We start from the raw sequence: 16,125 nt of genomic DNA on the forward strand, positions 1-16,125 counted from the left end.
CAGGTCACCTCCGCTCGGACCAGGAGATTGCCCGTGCAGCTCGAGATGGGAGCCGCCTCCCACGTGGGTGCGGTACGACAGGTGAACGAGGACGCGTGCTTCGCCGCGACACACCTCGCCCTGGTCGCCGACGGCATGGGCGGTCACGCCCGCGGCGACGTCGCCAGCCGACTGGCCATTGACCCGTTCCGCGCCCTCGGAGCGCGCACCGACCTGGTGCCCGCGGACATCCAGCGTGCGCTCGCCGAGGCCAACGCCGGCATCGTGGCCGACGCTCGCGAGCACGCCGAGCGCGAAGGCATGGGCACGACCCTTGCGGGCATCGCACTCGTCGACTACTTCGGCTCCCCGCACTGGCTGGTCTTCAACGTCGGGGACTCGCGGGTCTACCGCCTGGGCGCCACGGCCGTCTCGCTGCTCACCCACGACCACTCCGAGGTGCAGGAGCTCGTCGATGTCGGGCGCCTCACCAACGAGCAGGCGCGCGTGCACCCGCTGCGCAACATCGTGACCCGTTCACTCGGCACGGACCCCGCTCCCGAGGTGGACGTGTGGCTGCTCCCGCTGGCACCCGACGACGTCTTCCTGGTCTGCTCCGACGGCTTGACCAACGAGCTCGACGACGCGACGATCGCCGCGCTGGGCAGCGTCTCGTCGCCCACGGGTGACGCCGCGGCCCGCCTCGTTGCCGCCGCGGTCGAGGCCGGCGGCCGTGACAACGTGACAGCAGTCGTGGTCCGGGTTCCGCGGGCGGCGACGGTCGAGGATCCGTCCCAGGTCGCTACCGGGCCACGTAGCGCCCACCTCTCGGAGGAATCGCGATGAGCACCCCACAGACCAGCTTCACCCCTGGCGGCGCCGTTGCCGTGTGCGGGGCGAACGCCTGGATGGTGGTCCACCTGACGTTCGAGGACCCGCGCCTGGGCAAGCTCTGGGGCGCCTTCTCCGCCGCCGAACGTCCGCTCGATGCGGTCATCGAGTCGCTCCTGGCCGATGGCCTGGCCACGATGCCCGCCTTCGCCAGCGTCGCGTACGACGAGGGGTCCTGCCGCGTCGTCGTACGTCATCCCGCGGTCGCCGACGTCACCGCCGACGGCGCCACCACCCGCCACTCCTCGACGCCCGGCGGCACCTGGACCGACATCACCGTGTCGGGAGCCGCAACGGTCGTGCTCCGCGCTGACTCGGGCGCAGAGACCGCCGTCCAGCTGCCGTTCCACAGCGGCATGACGCCCGCGAGCGCCGTCACCGTGAGCTTCGATGGTGCCTCCGCGGCGGAAGCGGCACCCGATTCCGGTGCCTCAACATCTGTTGTGGCACCGCCCGAAGCCACCCCGGAACCGGCCCCCGAGCCGGAGCCCGAACCCGAGCCCGAGCCCGAGCCGGAGCCGGAGCCGGACCCCCTCGCGCAGCGCGCTCAGACCTTCCGAGCGCTGCTCACCTCCGACACGACCGACCGCGACGCGCTACTCGCGGAGATGGCGGCGGACCCTGATGAGGACACCGTTCCGGACACGCCGGTCCCTCAGACAGTCGAGGAGCAGGTACCCCGAGCCGGCCCGGCCTCGTCGATGACAGCGGTCTGGAACGTCAACGACCTCCCGCCCGCGCCACCGACGGCGGCAGCCGAGGATGATGAGAGCGCGGAGGATCCGGCCGCAGAGGAGCCCGCGGCAGCCGACCCGGCGCCCGCATCCTCGAGCGGCCTGATCGACGGAGTGCCCTGGCTGAAGGCTGACTGGAAGCCGTCCCCGCCCGTCACGCCCAAGGCCGCGCCCGCACGGCCGGCCCCCGCTCCCCCGGCGGCCGCTCCGGCTGCTCCGGCTGCGCCACCCGTGGCCTCACCGCCCGTGGCCTCGCGGCCCGTGGCCTCACCGGTCGCGGCAGCTCCGGCGGCCACAGCACCTGACCAGCAGGCCGAGACCCGCACGCTGACCCGGGCGGACCTGATGAAGTCGCTCGGTTCGGCAGGCGTGGTCGGGCCTTCCGTGCTTGCGGTCTACTGCCCGGCAGGTCACACCACGGCAGCCCACGAGCCGACCTGTCGCGTCTGCGGCGAGCCCGTGCCCGAGCAGGAGCCCCGCCAGATCGCCCGCCCGGCGCTGGGCGCGCTGGTCCTGGCCAACGGCGACCGGCTGGTGCTGGACAAGGACGCCGTCCTCGGCCGCGCGCCGTACGAACCCGAGGAGTCCACCGAGCGCCCGCACCTGCTGCGTGTCGGCGACTCGGGCGAGATCAGCCGGCAGCACGCGCGGATCATCCTCGACGGATGGCACGTGATCGTGCGCGACCTCGGCGCAGCCAACGGCACGACCCTGACGCTGCCCGGCGGCAGCCCGCAACAACTGCGGGCCAACGAGGACTACCAGCTCGAGGACGGCGCCGAGATCGGCCTCGCGGACGTCGTGAGCCTTCGTTACGAGGTGAAGCCGTGAGCAACCAGCCGGACGAGCAGCGCGGCCCCGACCTCCCGGGCCTGCAGTTCCAGCGGAAGCTGGGCTCCGGCGGGTTCTCCGACGTCTACCTCTACGAGCGCGAGCAGCCCCGCATGAAGGTGGCGGTGAAGGTGCTCAAGGCCGACGTGATGGACGAGGCGCAGCGCGCCCAGTTCGTCGCCGAGGCGGACACGATGGGCGAGCTCGCCGAGCACCCCTACATCGTCCCGGTGCTGAGCGCCGGCACGGCAGCTGACGGCCGGCCCTACCTCGAGATGCGCTACTACCCCGGCTCGGATCTTGCCGAGAAGGTGCGCGCTCAGCCGCTTGCCGTGGCCGAGGCGCTGCGGATGGGCATCCAGCTCGCGAGCGCAATCGAGACCGCGCACCGCGCCGGCATCATCCACCGCGACATCAAGCCCCAGAACGTCCTGATCAGCTCGTACGGCGTGCCCGGCCTCACCGACTTCGGCATCGCCGGGCGTCTGGGCGACGCGGAGGAGGACGACACCAACGTCGGTGTCTCGATGCCGTGGTCCCCGCCCGAGGTGCTCACCGGCACCTCGAACGGCTCGCACGCCTCGGACGTCTACTCCCTCGGCGCCACGATCTGGAACCTCCTCGTCGGGCGTTCGCCGTTCAGCATCCCCGGCGACGACAACTCGCAGCGAGCGCTCTTCACCCGCATCGTCCACTCCAAGCCACCGATGACGGGGCGCGCGGATGTGCCGAGCAGCCTCGAGCGACTGCTCTCCCAGGCGATGTCCAAGAAGCCGGAGCACCGCCCGCGCAGCGCGATGGAGCTGGCCCGCCACCTGCAGCGCGTCGAGCAGGAGCTGCGCCTGGCGCGCACCGAGATCGTCGTGCTCGAGCACAGCCATGACGGCAGGAACCTGACCGAGGTGGTCCCGGAGGCCGGGTCGACGACGCCTACCGCGACCCTGCCCGAGACGAACCCGGGAGGGCCGCTCAGCGCCGAGCGCACGACGCTCCGCGTGCCCATCCGGGCCGATGGGCCGCAACCTGCGAACGGCAAGAGCAGTGCGCCCACCAGCCGACGACCGGCGCGAGCCGAGACGGGGGCCGCCCCCACCACGGCGCGTCCCACCCGCACGGACACCGGAGCAGCTCCGACCACCGCCCGCCCGGCGCGCGCGCAGACGCCGCCCCCCGGCGCCTCCGCACCGACCACACATCGACCGTCCCGCGCGAACACCGGCGCAGCTCCGACAGCCGCGCGCCCCTTGCGCTCCGGCCAGCCCACCGCGGAGACCGAGCCGACGACCGAAGGGCGCGGCATCGGCACCTGGATCGCGGTCGGCGTCGTCGGTCTCCTGCTCGTCGCCGCGGTCGGCATCGGCGCCATGCTCAGCCGGGGCGGTGGCGGGGAGCGACCCGATCCCGATGCAACCACCCAGGCACCGGGCGCGAGTGAGGGCAGCGAGGTCATCGCGGGCGATCTGCTCCCGTCGCCGCCGCAGGTCCGCGTCGAGAAGTCCGGCGACAAGTCGGTCACCTTCGCGTGGGACCGCGAGCAGAAGGGCGACACGTACGCCGTACAGGTAGCGTCGAAGAACGGCGCGGTGAGTGAGGCGTGGCGGCAGATCGACAAGACCTCGATCGAGGTGAAGCGACTTCCCGACGGAGCGACGTGCCTCCAGGTCTTCGCACGGCGCGGCTCGCAGTCGTCGGCCTCACCGGGGCAGACCTGCACCAAGTGAGGGGAAGAACGTGAAGGCGACGGTCGACTACTGCGGCGAGATCCACCAGGTCACGGCGGGCAATTCGGTCTGCGTCGGGCGCGAGGGCGATCTCGTCATCGACGACAACCTCTACCTGCACCGTCGGTTCCTCGAGTTCACGTTCATCGACGACCTGCTGTGGATCTCCAACGTCGGCACCGCCCTGGCAGCGACCGTCGCCGACAGCCACGGTCTCGTGCAGACCTGGCTCTCCCCCGGTGCCCGGATCCCGCTCGTCTTCCCGGACTGCGCCATCTGGTTCACGGCCGGCCCGACGACGTACGAGCTCGAGGTCCAGCAGGAGGGCGCGCCCTTCGCGAGCGCAGTCGAGGAGCAGCCCGGCGACGGCACCACGACGATGGGCCGGGTGGCCTTCACTCCCGATCAGAAGCTGTTGATCCTGGCCCTCGCCGAGGACATCCTGCGGCGCGGCAACCGTGGCGCAGGCGCGATCCCGCACTCCACGACGGCGGCAGAGCGGCTCGGCTGGACGACGACGAAGTTCAACCGCAAGCTCGACAACGTCTGCGAGAAGCTCGCCAAGATGGGCGTCCGCGGCATGGTCGGCAACACCGGCCGCACGGCGAGCAACCGCCGCGTCCGGCTGGTCGAGTACGCCCTCGCGACCCGGCTGGTCACGACCGACGACATCGTCTGGCTGGACAGCATCGATAGCAGTCCGCAACCCTGAATCGTTCTGCGATACTCGCCGCGTGAATCGCCGCCTCGACATTCAGGGACTTCGCGCGCTCGCGGTATCGCTGGTCGTTCTCTACCACGCGCAGCTGCCACTCCTGCCCGGCGGGCTGATCGGCGTCGACGTCTTCTACGTGATCAGCGGCTTCCTGATCGTGGGCCTGCTCACCGACGAGGTCGGCCGCAGCGGCCGGGTCGGCCTCGTGACCTTCTGGTCACGGCGTGTGCGACGCCTGCTCCCGGCATCGTTCCTCGTCCTGATGGTGACGCTGTTGGCGAGCAAGCTCTTCCTGCCCCCGTTGCTGATGAAACCGATCGCTGGGGACGGCGCCGCGGCGGCGCTCTACTACGCGAACGTGCACTTCGCCTTCAAGGGCGTCAACTACTTCTCCGTCGACTCGCCCTCACCGTTGCTGCACTACTGGTCGCTCGCTCTGGAGGAGCAGTTCTACCTTTTCCTCCCGCTCGCGATCGCGCTGATCGCGCGCTTCACCCGCAAGCCGTTGCGCTGGATCGTCTGGCTTCTCGCGCTGGGCTCGATCGCCTCGTTCGCGATGTGCTTGCTGATCACGACGCAGTGGCAGCCGCTGGCCTTCTTCCTGCTCCCGACCCGCGCATTCGAGCTCGGGCTGGGTGGGCTCGCCGCAATCTGGGTTCGTCACCGCCTTGCCCGTGGGGACCTGGATTCACTGCGCTGGCCTCCCCTCGTCGGCCTGCTCGGACTGCTGGCCGTCGCCGCCTCCGCGGTGCTGATCAACGACCACGTGCCGTTCCCCGGCTGGCGCGCGGCGATCCCGGTCGCCGGGACGGCCGCGATCCTCGTCGCGGGCGCCTTCCACCAGGGACGCCTCCAGCAGGTGCTGTCGTGGCGTCCGATCGCCTGGGTGGGCGACATCTCCTACTCCTTCTATCTCTGGCACTGGCCCTTCCTGGTGATCCCGGCCATCGCCGTCGGACATGAGCTCTCCGCTGCCGCACGCGCGGGGCTCGTCGTGGGGTCGCTGCTCGCCGCCGCAGTCACCTACCGCTTCGTCGAGGACCCCGTACGCCGCTGGCGGCCGGCCGCGCGGCGCCCGCGCCTGACCTACGCGAGCGCGGTCGCGGTCACCGTCGTCTCGGTGCTGGCGTGCAACGTGGCCGGTCGCCTTCCGGACCTCGATGCGGGCGAGCCGGTCGCAGCATCTGCGGGTGGCCCGGTCGCGGACATCAAGCCCGCGTCGTACATCCCGACGAACGTGGAGCCGACCCTTGCCGAAGCCGGCGTCGACGGCAGCAAGGCGCTGATCGACGGTTGCCTGATCCCGTTCACGGAGTCGGTGCCGCGCCCGTGCAGCTATGGACCAAAGGGTGGGCCGACCGTCGTGCTCTGGGGCGACTCGCACGCCGAGAGCTGGTCCGGGACGTTGGAGAAGCTCGCCGACGACCACGGCTTCCATCTGGTGACCTACCTCAAGGCGGCGTGCCCGGTGAGCGACGTGAAGGCGTGGCAGACGCTGATGCAGCGGCCGTTCACCGAGTGCGACACGTGGCGCGAAAAGACCCTCCAGACGATCGCGGACCTCAAGCCGGACCTGGTGGTCCTCACCGAGCAGCGAGGTCGCATCGTGATCGGTGACAACTCCCGCACCACCCACGCAGCCTCGGTCGCCGCCACGGTCGGCAAGCTCCACGACGAGGGCCTGCCGGTGGTCTGGCTGGCCGACATCCCCGAGTTCCAGCGGGCGGTCCCGGTGTGCCTCTCCGCTCACCTCCACGACCCGGAAACCTGCTCGGAGCCGCGCAGCGAGACCGTTGACGATGCCTACCGCGCGTCCGAGAAGGCCGCGGTCACTGCAGCCGGCGGCGAGTGGGTCGACGCCACGGCCTGGGTCTGCCCGGGTACGACGTGTGCCGGCGTTGCGGGCCCTTACGTGATGTACCGCGACCGTCATCACCTGACCGCGACCTACGCGAGGACCTTGGCTACGACGATGTGGCCCTACCTCTCCTCCGCAGCCCGCGGCGACGCGCTGCACCCCTGACCTCCACCCACGAAACGGAGCCCTCCTTGGCATCGTCAGCCACTCGGCACAAGCTCGGCGACCGCATCGAAGGACTCGACCTACTCCGCGGCTTCGCACTTGCCCTGGTCTTGGTCCACCACTCCTGGATCACGTTCTTCGGCGCGGGCGGCATCGTGGGCGTGCTGATCTTCTTCACGCTGAGCGGCTACCTGATCACCGGTCTGCTGATGGGTGACCTGCGCAACTACGGGCGGATCCGCTACGCCCGGTTCTATCGCAACCGGGCGCTGCGTTTGCTGCCTGCGCTCTACGTGCTGCTGGCCGGTCTCGTCCTGGTGACGCTGACCATCGACCCCCGCAACGAGCGCGACGCGCTGCTCGGTGGAGTCCTGGTGTCGGCGTTCTACGTCGCGAACCTGCCGCTGGGCGTCGACTTCTTCACAGTGGTCCACATGTGGACGCTGTCGACGGAAGAGCAGTTCTACCTGGTCTGGCCTGTCGTACTCGCAGTCGGCGTGCGTCTGCGCATCCTGAAATGGATGGTGGCGCTCGCGGGCCTGGCGATCATGGGGATGGTCTTCCTGACCCTGCAGGTGGCGAACATTCCTGCGGAGATCTACCCGTTGCCGTCCTCGTGGTCCGTCGCGATGGTGGTGGGCGCCGGGGCGCGCCTGGGGCAGGAGCGGATCGCGCGGCTGTTGCCGGCGCCCGGCGGCGTCGCCTTCCGTCTCCTTCAGCTGGTGGTGCTGGCCGTGCTGCTCGGCATGTGCCTGCTGCCACTGCCGGACAACCACGCGATCAGCTACACCGTCGGCGGCCCACTGGTGTCTGCCCTCAGCGTGGTCCTCATCTTCGGCGCCCGCGAGTGGAAGACGATCCCCACCCCCGCGCTGCGACCACTGCTCGCGCTCGGCAAGGTGTCCTACGCGGCGTACCTCTGGAACTGGCCGATCGCGTTCTGGCTCGGCGTCGACACCAACCACACGGTCGCCCCGGTGCTTGCGATCGTGCTCACCTTTGCTGCAGCCGCGGTCAGCTGGTGGGTGGTGGAGCGGCCGATCGCGTTGTGGCGCGCGCGCATGAACGAGCGCGATCCACGGCATGTGACGCCCGAGACCGTGGTCAGCGCGGAGTCACGCCGAGGCTAGCGGTGGCGCCAGACGAGGGCGATTGCCTTCGGCAACTGGGGTACGACGTCGCGCAGTCGCCACCAGCGGGCCAGCCACACGCCCCGGCGTCCGGGCGGTGCCTGCGGGTTGTTCTTGCGGAGGTCCCACTCGCTCGCGCCGAGGAGCGCGCGGAGGATGGCGAACGGCCAGCGCCACCAGGGCTGACGGCGGAGCTCCTGGAGCCAGGCAACAGCACGGGTGTCGCCCTTGGCGGCGTGCAGGCGCCACTGCTGCAGCTGGTGTCGATCAGCGTCCGATTCGTCCGCAGGAACGGATCCGAGCGACGGCATGAGAGGCGCCAGCGGCACGGCTGACCCGGTCACCTGGATCAGGGCCAGCACCTCCGCTAGCGTCTGGTCGCTCGCCCTGTCGCGCAGATAGGTCTGCAGCTGGTCGAGCTCCACCACGTGGCGAGGCATGTCCGGCACGCGCAGTGCGTGGAGCGCCGCGATGACGATGCTGCCGGCCAGACCCGCGGCGGGCAGGTCGATGCCACCCAGCGTGATCATCGAGCGATCCGCCCAGAGCGCCTCGAAGACGTCCGCGTCATCGGCGAAGAAGCCGGGGAACATCCGGTGCACGTCGAGCTCGCAGACCCAGTGCTCGTGCCGCATCGCCTCGGAATGGCGGACGTCGAGCACGGACGGCACGTCGCCGCCCGGGATCCGCCAGCCGAGCTCGGTCAGACGGGCCACGAGGTCCTCGAAGCGAGCCGGCTCGACCATGAAGTCGACGTCATCGGAGAGCCGTGGCGCCCGGAGGCCGTGACCGGTCACCACTGCGCCCTTGATCAGCAGGACCCGCGCGCCGATCTGCTCGGCCACCGATGCGACCAGCACCGGAAGGAGCTCGAGCGCCTCGGTCTGGCTGAGTGTGTTCACTGGGAACGATCAGGCAAGCGCGGCGGTGCTCAGATCAGGACCGCACTGACTCTGTTGTTGGCGTTGGCGTTGCCGTAGGTCAGCGAGAAGTTGAGGTTCTCGCTGGCCGGTCCTGCAACGCAGTCACCGAAGACCTTCGAGAACAGCCAGGGGCCCGTGCCGGTGCGTGCCCATCCAGATGCGCTGGGAGGAGTGGTGACCGCGCCACCCGAGGCGGTGACCTGAACCGTGGCCGTGTCGGAGGCGCCGGTGTTGGTCACGACATACGTGCCCGTCCACACCTTGTTGTCCGTCGCGCTCTTCGCCGAGGTGCCGGTCATGCTGAACGCAGTCGGCTGAGTGCCGCCGGAGCAGGTGGCAGCACTGGCCGACACGGTGGTGGCGATCTGGATCGCCGGGATGGCCCACGCAGCGTGGGCAGCAGTGCGAACGACCGCGCGGCGGCCGACGTGCTTCGTGATCTCGACCTGATCGGTCATCAGTGGAACTCCCCATGTGACGCCCGAGAAGGCCGCACCCCATGCGCGGCCCACGTGAAAACGGTAACTCGGGCTTTCGGGGGAGACGCGTCGTTCGGGCGAAAAAAGGTGCAGAGTTCAACCATCTAGACAGATGACCAGACGGAGCGGGGCGAGCCGCTTCTACGAGCAGAAGCGCCCCTGACCAGCGAAAATGCCGGCGCCAGCCCGTCTCAGGCACCCCGGCGAGGGTGCCGGAGAGCGGGATCACTGGTCCAGTCCAGAAAACGGGGACACGTCCCGCATCAGGCAATCAGGGCGTGACGGTGACCGTCACGGTGCTCAGCCCCGGAGCGCCCAGGTAGGTGAAGGAGAAGTTCGCGGGCGCCAGAGCACAGGCCCCGATCGCCTTCACGTAGGTGAAGGTGTTGGTGAGGCCCACCCGCACCGGGCCGGTCCACCCACTGATACTGGGTCCAGTCAGCGAGAAGGAGAGGCCGCCGACCGCAAGGGTGAGCGTTGCATTGCCAGCCTTGCCGGCGTTGGTCACCGAATATGTGCCCGTCGCGGTGGTGGTCGTCAGCCCCGTCTTCACCGTCGAGCCCGTCGCTGTGAAGTCGGCTGGGGCGGTGGTCGCGGCGGAACACGTGGCCGCGCTGGCATCGACCGCCGTGGCGAACTGGATCGCGGGCACTGCCCAGGCGGCGTGGGCGGCGGTGTGTACGACGGCGCGGCGCCCGAGGCGCGCGCCTGACTGCTTGACCTGCTCGGTCATCGGGAGCTCCCTCTGCTCAGCGAAACCGGGGCCCCTCAGCCCCGACTCCGAGAACACTAGACGGAATCCCCGCCATGTCTGGACACTTGACCAGATTGGATACCTTCAAATCCCAAGCCGCGCCTCCGGGCACTAACCCCGCTCGACCAGTCCGGCCGACTCCAGCTCGCTGACCAGTGAAAACACCGCTCCATCGGGGTCAGGGGCCGCCCCGAACAGCGCCTCGAGCGCCACCCGAAGATCCGCGCCACTGGTCCAGACCGGTCCGAGCGACGAGAGCGCCGCGGACGCCAGCGGCGACAACAGGACTGCCCGCTCCTCGAGCAGCACGACGGTCTCGCCGTCACGCGTCAGCTCGTCGAGCACCGGCAACCGGCGGACCCTCATCGCCCCTCCAGCATCCCGGCGACGAGCGGCGCCAGCGACGACGCCTCGGCGTACGAGACCTCGACAGCGCCGCCGACTCCGTCCACCACGTCAGCCATGAAGGACAACGGGGACGCCATCCGCGCCAGGTACGACGACTGCTCGGCGAGGCGGACCAGCGCCTCGAGGGTCCGCATGGGTCGCGCCACGGGCTCGGCGTACGCGGCGGAGTCGGCGGGTCGGCGCAGCAGCACGATCGCGCCCAGCCGGACCGCCGCAGGAGCCGGGAGCAGCCCGAGCGCGGCCGGCGAGACCTGCTGCTTCCACGGCGAGGTGGGAACGATGAGCGAGAGCGGCTTCGGATAGGGCTCGATGCGGCCGGAGCGCGAGACCGCAGTGGTCTCGTCGGTCGCGTAACCGAGCGAGCGTGCCAGCACGCGCGCGGCTGTGGTCTTGCCCGTGCCGGACGGCCCGACCAGGGCGACCGCCGCACCCGAGGGCGCCACGAGGCAGGCCGCGTGCAGCATCCAGAACTCGCCGGCAGACGCATCGATGGCGGCCATCGTCACGTGCTGCGAGAGCAGGTGGAGCGCTTCCTCGACGGTGGATGCCGCGCAGTCGCCTCGCGCCCTGCCAGCCGCGACGACCTCCGGCGCGGAGTCGATCACGACACGTACGACCACCGGCTTCCCCGAAATCCCGGCGGCCTGTGGGGACCCTGACCTACGCTCGCACCACGCCCAGGGCTCGACCATCGCGTCGCACAGTTCGGGAGCGCGGTCCCCGGAGACGGTCACGTCGATGGGGACGCCCAGGGCGATCAGACGGACCAGAAGGGATCCGGACCACGTGGGGTCCGGCATCAGTTCCATGCGCGCAGCATAGGGACCGCCGCCTGGGACCGCCGGCAATCCGGACAGCAATGGAGACCTACGTGGAGATCAGCGACTACCTGCGGGCACTCCGCAACCACTGGGCCGGCGCGATGGCGCTGACCATCCTGGTGGGTGCCGCCGCGTTCGGCTTCAGTCTGCTGCAGCCAAAGGTGTACGCCGCGAATGCGAACGGCTTCGTCGGCACGGGCTCCAGCGAGAACGGTGCGCTCGGATCGGTCAACGACCAGCTGGCCAAGTCGCGCGCGACGTCGTACGTCGACATCGCGAAGAGCCGCGCGACCGCGCAGGACGTGATCGACGACCTCGGCCTGGACGCGAGCCCCTCGGGGCTCGTCGGCCGCATCGACGTGCAGCAGCCGCTCGACACCGTCAGCCTCCACATCACGGCACGCGCCTCCACCCCGCGCGAGGCCCAGGAACTCGCCGACGCCTGGGTCCGCGCACTCGCCCTCCAGGTGCGGGAGATCGAGTCGCCGAACACCGACAAGGTCCCCGACGGGACCCCCCGCGTGATCCCCGTCGAGTCGGCCGAGCTCCCGACCAGCCCCGTGTCCCCGCGCACCGATCGCAACACCGCCCTCGGGCTGGTGCTCGGCGCCCTGCTCGGTCTCGGGTACGCCGTGCTGCGCAGCACGCTCGACCGGCGCCTCCGCACGGCATCCGACGTGGAGTCGCGTTTCCCGGTGCCCGTGGTCGGCTCGATCCCCACCTCGACCGCCCTGCGCAACCGCGACACGACCGACCCGACCCGCACCTCCTACGGCCACGAGGACCCCTCGGCCGGCGAGGCGTTCCGCAAGCTGCGCACGAACCTGGTCTACATGGACGTCGACAGCCCGCCGCGCGTGCTGGTCGTGACCAGCCCGAAGCCCGGCGACGGCAAGTCCACCGTGGCCGCGAACATCGCCATGACGCTGGAGACCTCCGGCCAGAAGGTCGTCCTCATCGACGCCGACCTCCGTCGTCCCACGGTCGCCGACGCGTTCGGGCTCGACCCGGCTGTCGGCCTCACGAGCGTCCTGTCCGGCCAGGTGCCGATCTCCCTGGCCCTGCGGGAGGTCCCGGACCGCTCCAACCTGCGGGTGCTGACCGCGGGTCCGCTGCCTCCCAACCCGAGCGAGCTGCTCGGCTCCAAGGCGATGGGCGCGCTCATCCGGTCACTCGCGGAGGGACCAGAGGGCGGCTACGTCATCATCGACGCCCCTCCGCTGCTGCCGGTCACGGACGCGGCCATCCTCTCGACCTCAGCCGACGGCGCCTTCGTCGTGGTGTCGGCCGGCAAGACCCTCGACACCGAGCTCGCCTCGGCGCTGGGGTCGCTCGAGTCCGTCGGCGCACGCACCCTGGGAGTCGTGATCAACCGCACCGCTGCACCCGGTCGCGGCTACGGGTACTACGGCTACTACGCGGCAGTTGGCGACAAGGCCGGTGCCAAGGGCGCCGCGAAGGCCAGGACGAACGTCGCGGCGGAGGCCGGGGCAGCTGAAGGGAAGCGGGCCGGTGCCCGACGTGCCGGACGCTGACCCCAGCGGGGCCCGCTGGGAGGCCGTCCCCGGTCTTGCCCAGGTGGCCTCGGAGGGCCGCGTTGTCATCCTCGACCCCTCTCGTCCCGCCCAGCCACCCGTGATCCTCGAGCACGCGGCGGCGGCGATCTGGACTGCGCTCGCGACCCATCCGGTGTTGGCCGACCTCATCTCGGAGCTCCGGCCCGTCGCCATCCCGGGTGACCAGGTAGCCGGCTTCCTCGCCGCGCTCGAGGACGCCGGCCTCGTCCGTCGTACGCAGTAGGCCGGACGGGGCCGGGCACCGAGGCACTCGGCCGTCGACCTGGTGGCAGCGGCACGCCTCCCCGACATCCGCCGTAGACTCACCGTCCGTGAACCAGTTCGACAACGTCTCCGTGATCAAGCAGGCCAACGTCTACTTCGACGGCAAGTGCGTCAGCCACACCGTGGTTTTCCCTGACGGCACGCGCAAGTCGATCGGCGTGATCCTCCCGTCGCACCTGGTGTTCACCACCGGTGCGCCCGAGGTGATGGAGATCAGCAGTGGCCGCTGCAAGGTGCGCCTGGCCGGCGAGACCGACTGGACCGAATACACCGCGGGCCAGAGCTTCGACGTCCCGGGCGACTCGTCGTTCGACATCGAGGCGCTCGAGACCCTCGACTACGTCTGCCACTTCGGCTGAGCCGACCTAGGCGCCGGGCGACTCGTCGGCACCTGGTTCGGCAGGCTGGTCAGGACTGACCCGCGGACGCGGGCCGGGGCGGCGGCGTACCCGGGCCAACTGGTCACGCCAGGTCGGGAACTCCTCGTCGCCGACGCCCAGCACGGAGAGCAGGTCGGCCAGCACGCGCGGCTGCGTCAGCGACGGCAGATGGCGGCCGCTGAAGTAGCCACCGAGCGTGCCCGACGGGATGCCCGTGCGGCGCGAGACCTCGCGAACGGTGAGCCCGGCACGCCGCCTCAACGCAGTGAGTGCGAGCGAGAAGTCGTCCGCTGTCTGCACGCGACAACCCTCCGCTCTGCACAGGTACGGCAGCTCGCCGGCCAGGATCGGGGGATTCCGGGCCGGCGAGCGCCCTCGGCGATTGGGGATCAGCCCGAGGAGTGGTGAACACTCAGACGGAGGGTTTCACCTCGTTCCGTGCCGTGCAGGGTTTTCCCGATTTCCCGTACAAATCGGCATAGACCAGGCAGAGGGCGTGGCCGGCCTCAGTCGTCGAGCAGACCCAGCAGGTAGGCGCCGTAGCCGCTCTTCACCAGCGGCGCAGCGCGCTCCGCGAGCTCCTCGTCGGAGAGGAAGCCCTGGCGCCAGGCGACTTCCTCCGGCGAGCCGATCTTCATGCCTTGGCGTCCCTCGAGGGTGCGGACGAAGTTGGAGGCGTCGTTGAGCGAGTCGAACGTGCCGGTGTCGAGCCACGCGGTCCCGCGCGGCAGCACCTCGACCTGGAGCGTGCCCGCCTCGAGGTAGATGCGGTTCAGGTCGGTGATCTCGAGCTCGCCACGCGCCGAAGGCTTCAGGTCACGCGCCAGGCCGACCACGTCGTTGTCGTAGAAGTAGAGACCGGGGACCGCGTAGTGCGACTTCGGCTTCTCGGGCTTCTCCTCGAGCGAGATCGCGATGTTGTTGTCGTCGAACTCCACGACGCCGTACGCCGTGGGGTCGGCCACGCGGTAGCCGAAGATCGCCGCGCCCTCCAGGTCGGAGTACCGGTGCAGCTGGTTGCCGAGGCCGGGGCCGTAGAAGATGTTGTCGCCGAGCACCAGCGAGACCTTGTCGTCGCCGATGTGGTCGGCGCCGATCGTGAAGGCCTGGGCCAGGCCGTCGGGCGAGGGCTGCTCGGCGTACGTGATCGAGATGCCGAACTGGGAGCCGTCACCGAGCAGGCGGTGGAACTGCTCCGCGTCGTGGGGCGTCGTGATGATCAGGACGTCCCGGATGCCGGCCAGGATCAGCGTCGACAGCGGGTAGTAGATCATCGGCTTGTCGTAGACGGGCACCAGCTGCTTGCTGATGCCGTGCGTGATCGGGTGCAGACGCGAGCCGGTGCCACCGGCGAGGATGATCCCCTTCATTCGTGCGAGCCTAGGAGTTCCGCGGCGGTCTGTCAGTTCATGACCAGACCTGCACTGTGATCCGCCCCACCGCCACCGGACATCCCGGACCCGCGGCGTCTGTGTTCCCTAGACTTCGGCCATGCAGAAGATCCTGGTTACCGGCGGTGCAGGCTTCATCGGCTCCAACTTCGTCCACCACCTGGTGCGATCGACCGACTACACGGTCACGGTCGTCGACAAGCTGACGTACGCCGCGTCCCGGGAGTCGCTGGCCGGCCTCCCGGAGGACCGCGTGCAGCTGGTGGTCGGCGACATCGCCGATGCGTCCCTGATGGACGACCTGGTCAGCAAGACCGACGCCGTCGTCCACTACGCGGCCGAGTCGCACAACGACAACTCGCTCAACGACCCGAGCCCGTTCATCCAGACGAACATCATCGGCACCTACACGATCCTCGAAGCGGTCCGGAAGCACGAGAAGCGCCTCCACCACGTCAGCACCGACGAGGTCTACGGCGACCTGGAGCTCGACGACCCCGAGCGCTTCACCGAGAACACCCCCTACAACCCATCGAGCCCCTACTCCAGCTCGAAGGCCGCGTCCGACCTGCTGGTCCGCGCGTGGGCGCGCAGCTTCGGGGTGCAGGTGACGCTGAGCAACTGCTCCAACAACTACGGGCCGTGGCAGCACATCGAGAAGTTCATCCCGCGCCAGATCACCAACCTGATCGACGGCGTGAAGCCGAAGCTCTACGGCGCCGGCCTCAACGTGCGCGACTGGATCCACGCGGACGACCACTCCTCCGCGGTGCAGACGATCCTGGAGAACGGCCGCATCGGCGAGACCTACCTGATCGGTGCCGACGGCGAGAAGAACAACCTCGAGACCGTCCAGCTGATCCTGCGCCTCATGGGCCACGACGAGAACGACTTCGAGCACGTCACCGACCGCGCGGGCCACGACATGCGCTACGCGATCGACTCCACCAAGCTGCGCGAGGAGCTGGGCTGGAAGCCGGAGTTCCAGGACTTCGAGGCCGGCATGGCCAACACCGTGCAGTGGTACCAGGAGCACCAGGACTGGTGGCGTCCGAAGAAGGCCGAGATCGAGGCGGCGTACGCCGCGCAGGGGCAGTGATCACC

At 69.9% G+C, this 16,125-nt stretch carries 17 protein-coding genes; 10 read left to right on the plus strand and 7 right to left on the minus strand.

Annotated elements, in window-relative coordinates:
- Positions 1-33 precede the first annotated feature (33 nt).
- The 6 genes from D4739_RS03510 to D4739_RS03540 are packed head-to-tail and all read left to right on the plus strand — an operon-like array spanning position 34 to position 8,024.
- A complete protein-coding gene (locus D4739_RS03510) occupies positions 34-825 on the plus strand; it encodes a PP2C family protein-serine/threonine phosphatase (protein ID WP_220699224.1) in 792 nt (263 codons plus the stop codon).
- Positions 822-2,435: an FHA domain-containing protein gene (locus D4739_RS03520; RefSeq protein WP_147384781.1), complete on the plus strand. Its 1,614-nt coding sequence runs from the start codon at positions 822-824 to the stop codon at positions 2,433-2,435. The genes D4739_RS03510 and D4739_RS03520 overlap by 4 nt, the downstream gene beginning before the upstream one ends.
- Positions 2,432-4,156, plus strand: coding sequence for a serine/threonine-protein kinase (locus D4739_RS03525; RefSeq protein WP_120059279.1), 1,725 nt, complete (start codon positions 2,432-2,434; stop codon positions 4,154-4,156). Before D4739_RS03520 ends, D4739_RS03525 begins: the two co-directional genes overlap by 4 nt.
- A 10-nt stretch (positions 4,157-4,166) precedes the next feature.
- On the plus strand, positions 4,167-4,868 hold the full coding sequence (locus D4739_RS03530; protein ID WP_120059280.1) for a hypothetical protein: 702 nt from the start codon (positions 4,167-4,169) through the stop codon (positions 4,866-4,868).
- Between the two features lie 22 nt (positions 4,869-4,890).
- Positions 4,891-6,894 (plus strand): acyltransferase family protein, encoded by a 2,004-nt coding sequence (locus D4739_RS03535; RefSeq protein WP_182920297.1) that lies wholly within the window; start codon positions 4,891-4,893, stop codon positions 6,892-6,894.
- Positions 6,895-6,920: 26 nt separating this feature from the next.
- Positions 6,921-8,024, plus strand: coding sequence for an acyltransferase family protein (locus tag D4739_RS03540; protein ID WP_182920298.1), 1,104 nt, complete (start codon positions 6,921-6,923; stop codon positions 8,022-8,024).
- Here the strand turns inward: D4739_RS03540 and D4739_RS03545 are convergent.
- The 5 genes from D4739_RS03545 to D4739_RS03565 all read right to left on the minus strand — a co-directional run bounded on the left by D4739_RS03545 (position 8,021) and on the right by D4739_RS03565 (position 11,397).
- Positions 8,021-8,926 (minus strand): nucleotidyltransferase family protein, encoded by a 906-nt coding sequence (locus D4739_RS03545; RefSeq protein ID WP_120059282.1) that lies wholly within the window; start codon positions 8,924-8,926, stop codon positions 8,021-8,023. The genes D4739_RS03540 and D4739_RS03545 overlap by 4 nt on opposite strands.
- A gap of 29 nt (positions 8,927-8,955) precedes the next feature.
- A complete protein-coding gene (locus tag D4739_RS03550; protein WP_120059283.1) occupies positions 8,956-9,405 on the minus strand; it encodes a hypothetical protein in 450 nt (149 codons plus the stop codon).
- A gap of 292 nt (positions 9,406-9,697) precedes the next feature.
- Positions 9,698-10,159 (minus strand): hypothetical protein, encoded by a 462-nt coding sequence (locus D4739_RS03555; protein WP_120059284.1) that lies wholly within the window; start codon positions 10,157-10,159, stop codon positions 9,698-9,700.
- A 132-nt stretch (positions 10,160-10,291) separates the two neighbouring features.
- Positions 10,292-10,546 (minus strand): hypothetical protein, encoded by a 255-nt coding sequence (locus tag D4739_RS03560; protein WP_147384785.1) that lies wholly within the window; start codon positions 10,544-10,546, stop codon positions 10,292-10,294.
- The gene (locus D4739_RS03565; RefSeq protein ID WP_182920299.1) at positions 10,543-11,397 is read right to left on the minus strand and encodes a hypothetical protein; all 855 of its coding nucleotides are present in this window, start codon (positions 11,395-11,397) and stop codon (positions 10,543-10,545) included. Before D4739_RS03565 ends, D4739_RS03560 begins: the two co-directional genes overlap by 4 nt.
- Positions 11,398-11,447: 50 nt before the next feature.
- On the opposite strand from D4739_RS03565, the gene D4739_RS03570 reads away from it, so the two are divergent.
- From D4739_RS03570 to ppnP, 3 genes are all read left to right on the plus strand, one after another.
- Complete coding sequence (locus D4739_RS03570; RefSeq protein ID WP_182920300.1) at positions 11,448-12,944, plus strand: tyrosine-protein kinase domain-containing protein; 1,497 nt, start codon at positions 11,448-11,450, stop codon at positions 12,942-12,944.
- Positions 12,922-13,209 carry a hypothetical protein gene (locus D4739_RS03575; RefSeq protein ID WP_120059288.1) on the plus strand — a complete coding sequence of 96 codons (288 nt, stop codon included), beginning with the start codon at positions 12,922-12,924 and terminating at the stop codon, positions 13,207-13,209. Before D4739_RS03570 ends, D4739_RS03575 begins: the two co-directional genes overlap by 23 nt.
- Before the next feature lie 88 nt (positions 13,210-13,297).
- The gene (ppnP, locus tag D4739_RS03580; protein WP_120059289.1) at positions 13,298-13,609 is read left to right on the plus strand and encodes a pyrimidine/purine nucleoside phosphorylase; all 312 of its coding nucleotides are present in this window, start codon (positions 13,298-13,300) and stop codon (positions 13,607-13,609) included.
- A gap of 6 nt (positions 13,610-13,615) precedes the next feature.
- On the opposite strand, the gene D4739_RS03585 is transcribed toward ppnP, so the two are convergent.
- Positions 13,616-13,930, minus strand: a complete 315-nt coding sequence (locus D4739_RS03585; protein ID WP_182920301.1) for a helix-turn-helix domain-containing protein — start codon at positions 13,928-13,930, stop codon at positions 13,616-13,618.
- Positions 13,931-14,136: 206 nt separating this feature from the next.
- Positions 14,137-15,000: a glucose-1-phosphate thymidylyltransferase RfbA gene (gene rfbA / locus D4739_RS03590; protein ID WP_120059291.1), complete on the minus strand. Its 864-nt coding sequence runs from the start codon at positions 14,998-15,000 to the stop codon at positions 14,137-14,139.
- A gap of 121 nt (positions 15,001-15,121) precedes the next feature.
- On the opposite strand from rfbA, the gene rfbB reads away from it, so the two are divergent.
- A complete protein-coding gene (gene rfbB / locus D4739_RS03595; protein ID WP_120059292.1) occupies positions 15,122-16,120 on the plus strand; it encodes a dTDP-glucose 4,6-dehydratase in 999 nt (332 codons plus the stop codon).
- The last annotated feature ends 5 nt before the right edge of the window (positions 16,121-16,125 follow it).

The sequence above is a fragment of the Nocardioides cavernaquae genome, assembly GCF_003600895.1.
GTDB lineage: Bacteria > Actinomycetota > Actinomycetes > Propionibacteriales > Nocardioidaceae > Nocardioides > Nocardioides cavernaquae.

Bases quoted from the DNA above. Each gene is read 5' to 3' on its own strand.
- D4739_RS03560 (WP_147384785.1), bottom strand. From the start codon at position 10,546: ATGAGGGTCCGCCGGTTGCCGGTGCTCGACGAGCTGACGCGTGACGGC.
- D4739_RS03570 (WP_182920300.1), top strand. From the start codon at position 11,448: ATGGAGACCTACGTGGAGATCAGCGACTACCTGCGGGCACTCCGCAAC.
- rfbA (WP_120059291.1), bottom strand. From the start codon at position 15,000: ATGAAGGGGATCATCCTCGCCGGTGGCACCGGCTCGCGTCTGCACCCG.
- D4739_RS03520 (WP_147384781.1), top strand. From the start codon at position 822: ATGAGCACCCCACAGACCAGCTTCACCCCTGGCGGCGCCGTTGCCGTG.
- rfbB (WP_120059292.1), top strand. From the start codon at position 15,122: ATGCAGAAGATCCTGGTTACCGGCGGTGCAGGCTTCATCGGCTCCAAC.
- D4739_RS03565 (WP_182920299.1), bottom strand. From the start codon at position 11,397: ATGGAACTGATGCCGGACCCCACGTGGTCCGGATCCCTTCTGGTCCGT.
- D4739_RS03555 (WP_120059284.1), bottom strand. From the start codon at position 10,159: ATGACCGAGCAGGTCAAGCAGTCAGGCGCGCGCCTCGGGCGCCGCGCC.
- D4739_RS03550 (WP_120059283.1), bottom strand. From the start codon at position 9,405: ATGACCGATCAGGTCGAGATCACGAAGCACGTCGGCCGCCGCGCGGTC.